This is a genomic window from Streptomyces sp. NPDC001507 (assembly GCF_042894765.1).
Lineage (GTDB): Bacteria > Actinomycetota > Actinomycetes > Streptomycetales > Streptomycetaceae > Streptomyces.
Window position 1 is genome coordinate 1 of record NZ_JBIAVV010000018.1, and the last position, 12,985, is coordinate 12,985.

The 12,985-nt window shown below is 71.2% G+C and carries 11 protein-coding genes; 6 read left to right on the top strand and 5 right to left on the bottom strand.

Annotation, left to right across the window (positions count from 1 at the left end; all coding sequences use genetic code 11):
* The first annotated feature begins 65 nt into the window (after positions 1-65).
* The 5 genes from ACFY0K_RS42715 (at position 66) to ACFY0K_RS42735 (ending at position 5,176) form a co-directional block, all read left to right on the top strand.
* Positions 66-1,403 carry a sulfate adenylyltransferase subunit 1 gene (locus ACFY0K_RS42715; RefSeq protein WP_390644446.1) on the top strand — a complete coding sequence of 446 codons (1,338 nt, stop codon included), beginning with the start codon at positions 66-68 and terminating at the stop codon, positions 1,401-1,403.
* Positions 1,404-1,634: 231 nt separating this feature from the next.
* Positions 1,635-2,744: an aliphatic sulfonate ABC transporter substrate-binding protein gene (locus ACFY0K_RS42720; RefSeq protein ID WP_390644447.1), complete on the top strand. Its 1,110-nt coding sequence runs from the start codon at positions 1,635-1,637 to the stop codon at positions 2,742-2,744.
* Positions 2,745-2,779: 35 nt separating this feature from the next.
* Positions 2,780-3,565 carry an ABC transporter ATP-binding protein gene (locus ACFY0K_RS42725; protein ID WP_351962848.1) on the top strand — a complete coding sequence of 262 codons (786 nt, stop codon included), beginning with the start codon at positions 2,780-2,782 and terminating at the stop codon, positions 3,563-3,565.
* On the top strand, positions 3,552-4,430 hold the full coding sequence (locus ACFY0K_RS42730) for an ABC transporter permease (RefSeq protein WP_390644448.1): 879 nt from the start codon (positions 3,552-3,554) through the stop codon (positions 4,428-4,430). Before ACFY0K_RS42725 ends, ACFY0K_RS42730 begins: the two co-directional genes overlap by 14 nt.
* 5 nt (positions 4,431-4,435) lie before the next feature.
* Entirely contained in the window at positions 4,436-5,176 is a 741-nt protein-coding gene (locus ACFY0K_RS42735) for a sirohydrochlorin chelatase (RefSeq protein WP_390644449.1), read from the top strand.
* Between the two features lie 271 nt (positions 5,177-5,447).
* Here ACFY0K_RS42735 and ACFY0K_RS42740 read toward each other — a convergent pair whose 3' ends face one another.
* Positions 5,448-6,464: a ketopantoate reductase family protein gene (locus ACFY0K_RS42740; protein ID WP_390644450.1), complete on the bottom strand. Its 1,017-nt coding sequence runs from the start codon at positions 6,462-6,464 to the stop codon at positions 5,448-5,450.
* 60 nt (positions 6,465-6,524) lie between these two features.
* Positions 6,525-7,076 (bottom strand): DUF1697 domain-containing protein, encoded by a 552-nt coding sequence (locus ACFY0K_RS42745; RefSeq protein WP_390644451.1) that lies wholly within the window; start codon positions 7,074-7,076, stop codon positions 6,525-6,527.
* Positions 7,077-7,460: 384 nt separating this feature from the next.
* Here ACFY0K_RS42745 and ACFY0K_RS42750 point away from each other — a divergent pair, with 384 nt between their 5' ends.
* Positions 7,461-9,719, top strand: a complete 2,259-nt coding sequence (locus tag ACFY0K_RS42750) for an MMPL family transporter (protein ID WP_390644452.1) — start codon at positions 7,461-7,463, stop codon at positions 9,717-9,719.
* A 75-nt stretch (positions 9,720-9,794) separates the two neighbouring features.
* Here ACFY0K_RS42750 and ACFY0K_RS42755 read toward each other — a convergent pair whose 3' ends face one another.
* From ACFY0K_RS42755 to ACFY0K_RS42765, 3 genes are read right to left on the bottom strand one after another with little or no spacing between them, the layout of a single operon-like run.
* Positions 9,795-11,069 carry an ABC transporter substrate-binding protein gene (locus ACFY0K_RS42755; protein ID WP_390644453.1) on the bottom strand — a complete coding sequence of 425 codons (1,275 nt, stop codon included), beginning with the start codon at positions 11,067-11,069 and terminating at the stop codon, positions 9,795-9,797.
* A complete protein-coding gene (locus ACFY0K_RS42760; protein WP_390644454.1) occupies positions 11,069-11,902 on the bottom strand; it encodes a carbohydrate ABC transporter permease in 834 nt (277 codons plus the stop codon). Before ACFY0K_RS42760 ends, ACFY0K_RS42755 begins: the two co-directional genes overlap by 1 nt.
* Positions 11,899-12,813, bottom strand: coding sequence for a sugar ABC transporter permease (locus tag ACFY0K_RS42765; protein WP_351961975.1), 915 nt, complete (start codon positions 12,811-12,813; stop codon positions 11,899-11,901). Before ACFY0K_RS42765 ends, ACFY0K_RS42760 begins: the two co-directional genes overlap by 4 nt.
* Positions 12,814-12,985: the final 172 nt, after the last annotated feature.

Genomic DNA, 12,985 nt, shown 5'->3' on the forward strand with positions numbered 1-12,985 from the left:
CGGGCCGACGACAAGCTCTCCGAGGCCGCGATGGAAGACCGCAAGCGCGAGGGGTACTTCTAGCCATGAGCACCAGCACCACGGAACTCGGCCTCGCCGAGACGACCCTGCTGCGGTTCGCGACCGCGGGCTCCGTCGACGACGGCAAGTCCACCCTGGTCGGGCGGCTGCTGCACGACTCCAAGTCGGTCCTCACCGACCAGCTGGAGGCCGTCGAGCGTGCCTCGGCCAGCCGCGGCCAGGACGCCCCCGACCTCGCCCTCCTCACCGACGGGCTGCGCGCCGAGCGCGAGCAGGGCATCACCATCGACGTGGCGTACCGCTACTTCGCGACGCCCGAGCGCCGTTTCATCCTCGCCGACACCCCCGGCCACGTGCAGTACACCCGCAACATGGTCACCGGCGCCTCCACCGCCGAACTGACCGTGATCCTGGTCGACGCCCGCAACGGCGTCGTCGAGCAGACCCGCCGGCACGCCGCGATCGCCGCCCTGCTGCGCGTCCCGCACGTCGTCCTCGCCGTCAACAAGATGGACCTGGTGGGCTACCAGGAGGCGATCTTCGCGGGGATCGCCGAGGAGTTCACGGCGTACGCGACCGAGCTGGGCGTCCCCGAGGTCACCGCGATCCCGATCTCGGCGCTGGTGGGTGACAACGTCGTGGAGCCGTCCGCGAACATGGACTGGTACGGCGGCCCGACCGTCCTGGAGCACCTGGAGACCGTCCCGGTCGCCCACGACCTGAGCCACTGCCACGCGCGCCTGCCCGTGCAGTACGTGATCCGCCCGCAGACCGCGGAGCACCCGGACTACCGGGGCTACGCCGGCCAGATCGCGGCCGGCACGTTCCACGTCGGCGAGGCGGTCACGGTCCTGCCGTCGGGGCGTACCACGACGATCTCCGGCATCGACCTGCTCGGCAAGCCGGTCGACGCGGCCTGGACCACCCAGTCGGTGACGCTCCTGCTCACCGACGACATCGACGTCTCGCGCGGCGACCTGATCGTGCCGACGAAGGACGCCCCGGCGACCACCCAGGACGTGGAGGCGACCGTCTGCCACGTCGCCGACCAGCCGCTGACCGTCGGCCACCGGGTGCTGCTCAAGCACGGCACCCGCACGGTCAAGGCGGTCGTCAAGGACATCCCGTCCCGCCTCACGCTCGACGACCTGTCCCTGCACCCGCACCCGGGACAGCTCGTCGCCAACGACATCGGCCGGGTGAAGATCCGCACCGCCGAGCCGCTGCCGGTCGACTCCTACGCCGACTCGCGCCGCACCGGCTCGTTCATCCTGATCGACCCCGCCGACGGCACCACGCTCACCGCGGGCATGGTCGGCGAGTCGTTCGCCTCCCCCGAGCCGGTCAAGGACGAGACCGAAGACGACGGCTGGGACTTCTGACATGACGATGACCGACGTCTACTCGACGTTCGCGAAGGAGGGCGGCCGCGTCGGCAGCGGCGCCCTCGGCAGCGGGCAGGGCGGGGTGGCGCGATGTGCGCGATGACGTACGCGCACTGCCTGCGCGCCCTGGCCCCCCACCCGCCGTCCCGGATGCGACGAAGACCTGCCGACCTCCCGGCCACGACCTGAGAGACCGTGACCGCCGGGCCAACGAGAGGAAAGCCTCCCGTGCCTGTCAACCGCTCAACCTTCCTTCGCCGCGGCATAGCCGCGCTCGCCGCGCTCCCCTTGCTCACCCTCGCCGCCTGCGGGTACGGGTCGGACTCCAACAAGAGCGACACCACCAAGGTGGCCGCCGGGTCCAAGAAGATCGACGGCCTCGACACCGTCAAGATCGGCTACTTCGGCAACCTGACCCACGCGACCGCCCTGGTCGGCAACCAGAAGGGCTTCTTCCAGAAGGAACTCGGCGCCACCAAGGCGAAGTACGCGATCTTCAACGCGGGTCCCTCCGAGATCGAGGCGCTCAACTCCGGGTCGATCGACATCGGCTGGATCGGCCCCTCCCCGGCGATCAACGGCTACACCAAGTCCAACGGCACCGACCTGAAGATCATCGGTGGTTCGGCCTCCGGCGGCGTGAAGCTGGTCGTCAACCCGAAGAAGATCAAGTCCCTGGCGGACGTCAAGGGCAAGAAGATCGCGACGCCTCAGCTGGGCAACACGCAGGACGTGGCGTTCCTCAACTGGATCGCGGACCAGGGCTGGAAGGTCGACGCGCAGAGCGGCAAGGGTGACGTCACGGTCGTCCGCACCGACAACAAGATCACCCCGGACGCCTTCAAGGCCGGCTCCATCGACGGCGCCTGGGTGCCGGAGCCGACCGCGTCCAAGCTGGTCGCCGAGGGCGGCAAGGTGCTGCTCGACGAGTCCTCGCTGTGGCCCGACAAGAAGTTCGTGATCACGAACATCATCGTGTCGCAGAAGTTCCTCAAGGAGCACCCGAAGGTCGTCGAGGCGGTCCTCAAGGGCTCGGTCGAGACCAACAAGTGGATCAACGCCAACCCGGACGCCGCGAAGGCCTCGGCCAACAAGCAGCTGGCGGTCGACTCCGGCAAGGCGCTGCCCGACAACGTCCTCAACTCGGCCTGGTCGTCCGTCAAGTTCACCGACGACCCGCTGGCCTCCACCCTCAACACCGAGGCCCAGCACGCCGTCAAGGCCGGTCTGCTCACCGACCCGCTGCTCAAGAACATCTACGACCTGACGATCCTCAACAAGGTGCTGAAGGCCGACGGCCAGAGCCCGGTCGACGCCGCCGGTCTCGGCAGCAGCTGACGCCGGTCCCGACGAGATCCCAGGAGGTGACGACCATGGCCACGACCACGACACTCGCCAAGGCCGACGAGTCGGTCGAGTACGCGGCACGCCTTGAGCATGTCTCGAAGTCCTTCGCGACTCCGGGCGGGCAGCAGCTCGTCCTGGACGACATCACCCTCGATGTCGCGCCGGGCGAGTTCGTCACCCTCCTGGGGGCCTCGGGCTGTGGCAAGTCCACGCTGCTGAACCTGGTGGCGGGGCTCGACCGGCCCACCGCGGGCTCCATCGCGACGGACGGGCGGCCCGCCCTGATGTTCCAGGAGCACGCCCTCTTCCCGTGGCTGACCGCGGGCAAGAACATCGAACTCGCCCTGAAGCTCAGGGGGGTTCCCAAGAACGACCGCCGGGACAAGGCCGAGCAGCTGCTCGAACTTGTCCGGCTCAAGGGCGCCCACGGCAAGCGCGTCCACGAGCTGTCCGGCGGCATGCGCCAGCGGGCGGCCCTGGCCCGTTCGCTCGCCCAGGAGAGCCGGCTGCTCCTGATGGACGAGCCGTTCTCGGCGCTGGACGCCATCACCCGTGACGTGCTGCACGACGAGCTGACCCGGATCTGGGAGGAGACCGGTGTCTCCGTCCTGTTCGTCACGCACAACGTGCGCGAGGCGGTGCGGCTCGCCCAGCGGGTGATCCTGCTGTCGTCCCGGCCGGGCCGGATAGCCCGCGAGTGGGAGGTCGGCATCCCGCAGCCGCGCCGCATCGAGGACGCCCCCGTGGCCGAACTGTCCCTCGAGATCACCGATGTACTGCGTGGGGAGATCCGCCGTCATGGCCAGCACTGAGACGACGCCGGCCAAGGACGCCGGAAGTGTCGAGGCCGGCCTCGACGCCCTGGAGACGACGGCCACCAGCCGCCCGACCCTCCGCCAGACCTTCACCGGCAAGATCCTGCCCCCGATCATCGCGCTCGCCGTGGTCCTCGTGGTCTGGACGCTCCTCGTCCCGGTCGTCGACGACCCGTCCAAGCTGCCCTCGCCGACGGCGGTCGGTGACGCCTTCAAGGACGCCTGGCTCAAGGGCGACCTGCTCGGCTACATCTGGACCAGCGTCAGCCGCGGCCTGCTCGGCTTCCTCTTCGCGCTGCTCATCGGCACCCCGCTGGGGCTGCTGGTGGCGCGGGTGAGGTTCGTGCGGGCGGCGATCGGCCCGATCCTGTCCGGCCTCCAGTCGCTGCCGTCGGTGGCGTGGGTGCCGCCGGCCGTGATCTGGCTGGGCCTGAACAACTCGATGATGTACGCCGTGATCCTGCTCGGCGCGGTCCCCTCCATCGCCAACGGCCTGGTGTCCGGTGTCGACCAGGTGCCCCCGCTGTTCCTGCGGGCCGGCCGCACCATGGGCGCGACGGGCGTCAAGGGCATCTGGCACGTCGTGCTGCCGGCCGCCATGCCCGGCTACGTGGCGGGGCTGAAGCAGGGCTGGGCGTTCTCCTGGCGTTCGCTGATGGCCGCGGAGATCATCGCGAGCTTCCCCGACCTCGGCGTGGGCCTGGGCCAGCTCCTGGAGAACGCGCGGACCGCCAGCGACATGGCGATGGTGTTCGAGGCCATCATCCTGATCCTGTTCGTCGGCATCGCGATCGACCTGCTGATCTTCAGTCCGCTGGAGCGGTGGGTGCTGCGCAGCCGCGGCCTGCTGGTGAAGAGCTGAGGTCCATGCGTACGAAGCCCGTTCTCCTCGTCATCGCCCACGGCAGCCGTGATCCGCGGCACGCCGCGACCGTCCACGGCCTGGTGCGCCGGGTACGGTCGCTGCGGCCCGGGCTGCGCGTGGAGACGGGCTTCCTGGACTTCACCATCCCGTCCGTGCACGCGGTGCTGGAGTCCCTGGCGGCGGAGGGCGTCCGTGACGTCGTGGCCCTCCCCCTGCTGCTGACCCGCGCCTTCCACGCGAAGGCGGACATCCCGGCCGTACTGCGGGACGCGCCGGCGCGGCTGCGGATCCGGCAGGCCGAGGTGCTGGGCCCGTCGCCGCTGCTCCTGTCGGCCCTGGAACGGCGGCTGCACGAGGCCGGACTGACCCCCGCCGACAGGTCCTCGACCGGGGTCGTGCTGGCCTCGGCGGGGTCCAGCGACCCGGAGGCGATCGCCGTGATCGCACGGCTGGCGCGGGAGTGGCAGCGCACCGGCTGGGGCGCCGTGCGGCCCGCGTTCGCCTCCGCGTCCCTGCCCCGCACCGAGGAAGCGGTACGCGAGCTCCGGGAGCTGGGCTGCGCCCGGGTCGCGGTGGCCCCGTACGTCCTCGCCCCCGGCTTCCTGCCGGACCGCATCGCGCGGGGCGCGGCGGAGGCGGACGTGCTGGCCGAGGTGCTCGGTCCGGCGCCCGAGGTGGCGCGGGTGCTCCTGGAACGGTACGACGCGGCACGCACTCCGGCCCTGGCGGCCGTCGGGGCCTGAGCGCGGGGCTTGGTGTTCGCGGTCCGGCGCTCCCCTGTCCGTCGGACCGCGAACAGGCCGGCCCGTGGCCGGCACACCTACTTCTGCGTCGCGTCCGGCAAACGCGTCACACCAGGGGCTGCACCGGTCCGCGCGGACCGCCGCGCCGTTGGGGTTGCCCGCGCAGTTCCCCGCGCCCCTGAAGGGGCGCTACAGGTGACGCGCCCCAAAGGAGCGCGGGGAACTGCGCGCGAGCAGCCACGACGGCGCAGCACGTGACCAGCTTCTTGTATCAACCAGTTGTGGAGGCGGCCTCACCGGCGAGGCGGGCGAGTTCCCCGAACGGCATCGAGCCGGGCACCCGGCGCTCGCGCGCGAAGGTGTTGGCGAGCTGCTGCAGAAGGTCGTTGAGCGGCGTCGGAACGCCGTGCAGGCGGCCCAGCAGCCCGATCTCGCCGTTGAGGTAGTCCGCCTCGATGGTGCCGGTACCGCGGCTGAGGGACTGCCAGGAGGAGCCGCCGCCGCGCGGGGCACCGGCCAGCGGGACCAGGTCCACCTTGTGGCCACGTAGCGCCTTCTGCTCCTCGACGCTCGCGTACGCGATACCGGCGGCGTCGAGCACCCTCTCGCCCTCGGCCCGCACCCGCTGGAACAGGGCCTGGGCCGCGTCGTCGGCGACGGGCCCGGCGACCGCCTCCAGGGCGTTGCCGAGGTTGGAGAGCAGCTTGGCGTACTGCCAGCGCGCCACGTCGGGCACGACCGGTGCCTCGAAGTGGGACTTCTCCAGGTCGGCGGCGACCAGCCGGGCGGTCGCGTCGGTGCCGTGCGGGTGACGGCCGAGGTGCAGCATGCCGGTGAGGGGGGCGCCGCCCGCGGAGACGACGCCGGGTTCGACGAAGGTCGACGGCAGCCAGACGCAGACGCCGTAGACGTGCCGGAAGACGCGCAGGGCCAGGCGCTGGCCCTCCACGCCGTTCTGGGCGCAGAACAGGGGCAGCCGCTCCGCCGCCGTGCTACCGCCCGCGACCGGCGTCGGCCCCCAGGCCTGGAGGGCGGTCACGGTGTCCTGTGTCTTCACGGCGAGGACGAGGACGTCGTCCGCGCGCAGCCCGCCCAGTTCCCCGGGCCCGGTGACGGCCTGCAGCCGGTACGTGTACTCGCCGTCCGGCACCTTCAGCCGCAGCCCGGCGTCCCGCAGCGCCGCGTGGTGCGCGCCCCGTGCCACCAGGACGACCTCGTGTCCCGCGCCGGCCAGCCGCCCGCCGACCGCGCCGCCGACGGCGCCCGCTCCGATGATGATGTAGCGCATGGGAGGAGCCTCGCACAGGCCGTCGCCCCGCCCCCGGGGCAGGGGGGCGGCGGCGGTCGGTCATGCTTCCGGGGCCGTCATCTCCACCAGTTTGACCACCGTGTTCCAGTTCCGGGTGGTGGCGGTCAGCCCCTTGTGGATCCGGGGCCTGGACAGCGCCTCGGCGAGCTTGGAGCGGCCGAGGCCGTCCGGGGCGTACAGGTACAGGGCCCGGTCGCCCAGCCGGAACTCCTCGGGGAGGTGGGCGGCCGGGTCGATGTCCGCGTAGCGCTCCGCGGTGACCGGCGCGGAGAGGTACGTGACGTGCAGCTGCCTGGCCGTCAGTTCGGCGGCCGGGAACGGGCAGGACGCCTCGACGGCCTTCAGGTAGGCGTGGTCGCGGACGAGCACGTCGACCGGGAAGCCGAACCGCTCCTCGATCGCCCCGGCCAGCTCCGCCGCCAGGGTGTCGGCGTCCGCGTCGGCGGCGGTGAAGACGGCCTGTCCGCTCTGCAGGTAGGTCTGGACGGAGTCGTACCCCAGTCCGCTCATCAGCGTGCGCAGTTCGGCCATCGGGAGCTTCTTGTTGCCGCCCACGTTGATCCCGCGCAGCAGCGCCGCATACCTCGTCATTCGAACACCTTAGAACGGCCGTCGTGCCCCGTGGGGGTTGGCGCGACGGCCGTGCCGGGCATGCCGGACTGCCCGAAACTCTGGCCGATCGGACCGGTCCGGATCAACTCCTACACGCACCTGTGACTTGTTCAACAAGGTTTTGTAATCACAAAGAGGATCACCGTCGTCGGAAGGGGCGTCCCTGATCATCACCCCCGAGATGGGTGGATAGATGTAAGGGCCCGACATCCTCCCAGGCGACGAGAGACGGCCACCCGACCTCACCGGGCAGCACGAGGAGTCGGTCTTGTCCGGCCCATACCTTCGAATCGAACGAAGGAAGTCGTGAAGAGATCGTGGCGGCCGGGGGGTCGTCACCGCACACGAGGGGGCGGTTCCGTCATGGATCCCGTGAAGGGAAACGGAGAGACGCGGGTGCGGGGGCTGGCCGCCCGGGCCGGCGGCTGGAGCGCCCGGCACCGCTGGGCCGCCGTCGGCATATGGGTGCTGTTCGTCGTCCTGGCGATGGGGCTCGGCTCGGCGGCCGGCCGGGTCGACGTCGACGAGAGCGACCAGCTCAAGGGCGAGACCCACACCGCAGCGCAGATCATCGACGACGCGGGCATCAAGGAACCCGCGAGCGAGACCGTCCTGATCCAGGCCGAGGACCCGTCGGTCAAGGCCACGGACACCGCCTTCAAGGCCGCCGTCTCGGACGTCGTGAAGGCCGTCGGCGGCACCGGCAGGGTCACGGACGTCACCTCGCCCTACGTCACCGGCACGATCTCGAAGGACGGCCGCAGCGCACTGGTCCAGTTCGACATGCGCGGCGACTCCGGGACGGCCGGCGACCGGGTGGAGCCGGTGCTGGACGCGGTGGCCGGGGTGCAGAGGGCGCACGGCACGCTGCGGATCGAGGAGATCGGCGGCGCCAGCATGAACAAGCAGTACGCCGACGCCTTCGGCAAGGACTTCCAGCGGGCCGAGTACTCCGCCGTGCCGGTGGCCTTCGGCATTCTCCTGATCGCCTTCGGCGCCCTGGTGGCCGCGCTGCTCCCGGTGGGTCTGGCGATCACCGCGATCATGGCGACGATGGGCCTGATGGGCCTGGTCAGCCACCTGCAGCCGATGAGCGACACCGCCAACTCCGTGATGCTGCTGGTCGGCATGGCGGTCGGCGTCGACTACTGCCTGTTCTACCTGCGCCGGGAGCGCGAGGAGCGGGAGGCCGGCCGGGACGCGGACGCCGCGCTGCGGATCGCCGCCGCCACCAGCGGACGGGCCATCATCGTCTCCGGTGTCACGGTGTGCGTGGCGATGGCGGGCATGCTGTTCACCGGCCTCGCCGAGTTCGAGGCGATGGGCCTGGCCTCCCTGATGGTCGTCGCGGTCGCCATGGTCGGCTCCGTGACGGTGCTCCCCGCGCTGCTCTCCCTGCTCGGCCACCGGGTCGAGAAGGGCCGCATCCCGTTCCTGCGCCGCCGCAAGCGGGCCCACGGCCCGTCAGAGAGCCGCTTCTGGACGGCCGTGCTGCGGGGGGTCCTCGCCAAGCCGCTGGTCTCCGTCGTCGTGGCGGTGGGCGCGCTGCTCGCGGTCGCGGCTCCCGCCCTCGGCATGAAGACCTCGCAGCTCACCCTGGACCAGGAGTTCGGGAACTCGCTGCCGATCGTGCAGACCTACGACCGCGTCAACCAGGCCTTCCCCGGCGGCTCCGAGCCCGCCGAGGTGGTCGTCAGGGCGAAGGACATCAACGCCCCCGAGGTCCGGCAGGAGCTGACCGACTTCAAGGAGCGGGCGATCAGTTCGGGCGCCTCGCGCGGGCCCGTCGACATCAAGCTGCACGACGCCCAGAACGTCGCCCTGATCACCGTCCCGCTGGTCGGCGGCTCCGACCTGGACAAGGCCGGCAAGAGCCTGCACACACTGCGCGACGAGGTACGGCCGGCCACACTCGGCAAGATCGACGGCGTACGGGCGCCCATCACCGGTAACGTCGCGGGCAACCAGGACTTCAACGACCAGCTGCTCGGCTCGGTCGTCCCGGTCTTCGCCTTCGTGGTCGTCTTCGCCTTCCTCCTGATGCTGCTGTCCTTCCGCTCGCTGACGGTCGCGGTCACCTCGATCCTGCTCAACCTGCTCTCGGTGGGCGCCGCCTACGGCATCCTCGTCGCCGTCTTCCAGCACGGCTGGGGCGCCTCGCTGGTGGGCGCGGAGGGAGTCGGCGCGATCGTCACCTGGCTGCCGCTGTTCCTCTTCGTGATCCTGTTCGGCCTGTCCATGGACTACCACGTGTTCGTGGTCTCCCGGATCCGCGAGGCCCGCCTGCGCGGCCGGTCCACCAGGGACGCGATCCAGCACGGCGTGGTCACCACGGCGGGGGTCGTCACCAGCGCCGCCGTCATCATGGTCGCCGTGTTCGCGATCTTCGGCACGCTGTCCATGCAGTCCATGAAGCAGATGGGCGTGGGCCTGGCGGCCGCGGTCCTCATCGACGCGACCGTCATCCGGGGCGTGCTGCTCCCGGCGGTGATGGCCCTGCTCGGCGAGCGCAACTGGTACCTGCCGCGCTGGCTGCGGTGGCTGCCCGACCTGACGCACGACGAGTCGCCGGAGGCCGGGGCGCCGGCCACGCGGGGCGAGCAGGAGCGGCTGCCGGTCTGAGCCGGGCGGCAACGCCCTTCGACACAGGGTCCGTTGGTCTCCGGGGGAGCCAACGGGCCCTGTCCCTCGTGGGCCTCAGCGCTGGTAGCGGGCCAGCACCAGGTTGCCGTCCTGCTCCAGACGGCGGCGGAGTGCACCGAGGCCGATGACCCCGCTGTAGTACTCCTGGAGGGCCGGGGTGGCCACCTTGTCCTTCCACTCGGGGTAGCCGCGGACCGTCTGGGCGGGGGCCGGGCTGAGGTGTCCGGCCAGAGCGGTGCCGGTGGCCCAGCCGTACTTGGCGGTGCGCAGGGCGGGGTCCCGCAGGGCCTGGGTGCCGGTGGGCAGCATCCAGTCGCCGAGGGCGAGCCGGACCATGTTCTCCGGCCGCAGCAGGAAGTCGATGAACTCCGCCGCCGCCTTCTTGTGCGGGCTGTCCGCCGCGACGGACAACGTCTGCGGGCTGACGCCCTGGGCGAGGCCGTCGGCGCCGGCCGGGGCGGGCAGCACCTCCCAGTCGAAGCCCTTGGGTGCCTGCTGGACGATCTGCTGACGGTAGGAGAACCCGAGCGGGACCATCGCGTACTTGCCGCCGAAGAAGCCCGGCAGGGTGTCCGAGCCGCCGCTGCCCAGGGTGGAGCCGGGCGCGCTGTGGTCGGCGTTCACCTGGTCGTGGATCGTGCGCGGCACGACCTGGTCGGCGGACCCGAACCGCACGGTCACCTTCCCGTCGGCGCCCCGGTGGAAGAGCTGCCCGCCCGCCGACAGCGACAGGTTGAGCGTGGCGGAGACGGGCTCCTTGAGCGGCCACGCGACGCCGTACTTCCCCTCGCCGCTGAGCCGCTCGGTAATCTGCCGGAACTCGGCCCAGGTCCAGGGGTGTTCGGGGGTGGGTATGCGCACGCCGCCCTTGGCGAGCCAGGTCTTGTTGGCGATCAGCACGCGCGGTTCCTGGAGGAAGGGCACGCCGTAGATGCCTTGCCCGAAGGTCGCCGTCCGCCAACTGCGCTGCGGTATGTCGGACTTCAGGCGGTCGGACAGCAGGCCGGTGAGGTCGGCGAGGTAGCCGCCGTAGGCGAAGTCCGCGAGGTCGTCGGAGGCGTCGTGGATGATGTCCGGTGCCTCACCACCCTCGAAGGAGGTGAGCAACTGGTCGTGGACGCTGTCCCAACTCCCTTGGACATACTTGACCTTGACGTCCCTGTGCGTCGCGTTCCACTCCTTCACCAGCTCCTTGTTGGCGGCCACCGACTCGTCCTGCCAGGCCAGGGACTGGAACCGCAGGGTGATGGGGCCGGTGCGGGCGGCGGAGGTGCAGCCCGCGAGCAGCAGGAGGAGTACGAGGACCGCCGTGCCGATCCTGGTGCGCATCAGCTCTTCACCGCCCCGGCGAGCATCCCGCCCGTGATCCGCCGCTGGACCAGCGCGAAGACGACCAGCGAGGGCAGGGTGGCGAGGAAGGCGGCCGCCGCCAGCGGACCCAGGTCGGCGACGCCCTCCGCGCCGATGAAGTGGGTGAGGACGACCGGCAGGGTCTGTTTCTCCGGTGCCTTCAGCAGCACCAGCGCGAAGAAGAACTCGTTCCACGCGGTGACGAAGGCGAACAGCCCGGTCGCCACGATCCCGGGCGCCAGCAGCGGTGCCGTCACCGACACCAGCGTCCGCAGCCGCCCGGCCCCGTCGACGGCCGCCGCCTCCTCCAGTTCCACGGGCACCGCTCGGACGTATCCGACGAGCATCCACAGCGCGAACGGCAGTGCCCACACCACGTACACCATCACCAGCCCGAACAGGGAGTCGATGAGCCGCAGGTTCTTCAGCACCAGGAACAGCGGGATGATCACCAGGACGAACGGGAACGCCTGGCTGACCACCACCCATGCGGTCGCCGCCCGGGCGAGCACGGTGCGGCGCCGGGCCATGACGTAGGCCGTCGGGGTCGCGAGCACGACGGCGACCAGCGCGGCGCCGAGCGCGGCGAGCAGGGAGTTGAGGCCGGCCCGCAGCAGGGGCTGTTCGTCGAAGGCCTGGCGGAAGTTGGCCAGGGTGGGGTGCCGGGGGATCCAGGTGGGATGCAGACTGCCAAGCTCCTGAGGGGACTTGAAGGCGGTGGAGAGCAGCCACAGGAGCGGGAAGGCCAGGAAGACCAGGTAGGCCAGCAGGGCCGCGTACTGACCGGCGCGGGCTGCGGTACGGGTCCTCACGCGTCCTCGCCTCCCCGCAGCCGGCCCGTCAGGAAGACGGCCAGCAGCACCGCGATCACCGCGACCATCACACAGCCCATCGCCGCCGCGTACCCGAACTGGCCGTAGCGGAAGGCCTCTTCGTAGGCGAAGAGCATCGGCAGCCGGGTCTTGCCGCCGGGGCCGCCGTTGGTCAGGACGTAGACCAGGGCGAAGGAGTTGAAGTTCCAGATCAGGTTGAGTGCGGTGACGGCGAGGGCGACGGGTCGCAGGGCGGGCCAGGTGACCGCGCGGAAGCGGCGCCAGGCGCCGGCGCCGTCCACTGCCGCCGCCTCGTGCAGTTCGCGCGGGGTGTTCTGGAGTCCGGCCAGCAGGGCGACGGTGGTCTGCGGCATCCCCGCCCAGACGCCGACGACGATCACGGCGGGCAGGGCGGTGCCGAGACCGCTCAGCCAGTCCCGGCCGTCGCCGAGGCCGAGGTCGTGCAGGGTCTCGTTGAGGACCCCCGCGTCGGGGTTGTAGACCAGCCGCCAGATGATGCCGACGACGACCTCGGGCATCGCCCACGGCACGATCGCGAGCGCGCGGGCCAGCCAGCGCAGCCGTAACTCCTGGTTGAGGAGGAGGGCGAGGCCCAGGGCGAGCAGGAACTGGGGCACGGTCACGCCGACGGCCCAGACCAGGCCGATCCGGAACGACTCCCAGAAGAGGGTGTCGTGCAGCAGGTCCCGGAAGTTGAGACCGCCGATCCACCGCGTCGCCGCGGTCCGGCCCGACTGGGCGTCGGTGAACGCCAGCAGGATCCCGTAGAGCAGCGGACCGACGCTCAGCACGAGGATCGGGATCAGGGCGGGCAGGACCAGGAACCAGGCGCCGCGGCCGTCGACACGGGCGGCGGCCGGCCGCCCCGCACTCGCCACGTCGGTAACCAATGCCACGTCGTCCCCCTTTGCGCGGCCCGGTCGGGCCTGGACATGGTCGTGAAGGCGGGTTGTCCCGTCAAGGCACCGCGCACACCGTCCGACCTCCGTGGATGCGAGACTGGCCGCCGGATGGCGAGAAGGCGACGCCGTGTGCACCCGCACAGCGGCGGGCACCCGGGCG

Bases quoted from the DNA above. Each gene is read 5' to 3' on its own strand.
- ACFY0K_RS42735 (WP_390644449.1), top strand. From the start codon at position 4,436: ATGCGTACGAAGCCCGTTCTCCTCGTCATCGCCCACGGCAGCCGTGAT.
- ACFY0K_RS42755 (WP_390644453.1), bottom strand. From the start codon at position 11,069: ATGCGCACCAGGATCGGCACGGCGGTCCTCGTACTCCTCCTGCTGCTC.
- ACFY0K_RS42740 (WP_390644450.1), bottom strand. From the start codon at position 6,464: ATGCGCTACATCATCATCGGAGCGGGCGCCGTCGGCGGCGCGGTCGGC.
- ACFY0K_RS42750 (WP_390644452.1), top strand. From the start codon at position 7,461: ATGGATCCCGTGAAGGGAAACGGAGAGACGCGGGTGCGGGGGCTGGCC.
- ACFY0K_RS42730 (WP_390644448.1), top strand. From the start codon at position 3,552: ATGGCCAGCACTGAGACGACGCCGGCCAAGGACGCCGGAAGTGTCGAG.
- ACFY0K_RS42725 (WP_351962848.1), top strand. From the start codon at position 2,780: ATGGCCACGACCACGACACTCGCCAAGGCCGACGAGTCGGTCGAGTAC.
- ACFY0K_RS42745 (WP_390644451.1), bottom strand. From the start codon at position 7,076: ATGACGAGGTATGCGGCGCTGCTGCGCGGGATCAACGTGGGCGGCAAC.
- ACFY0K_RS42715 (WP_390644446.1), top strand. From the start codon at position 66: ATGAGCACCAGCACCACGGAACTCGGCCTCGCCGAGACGACCCTGCTG.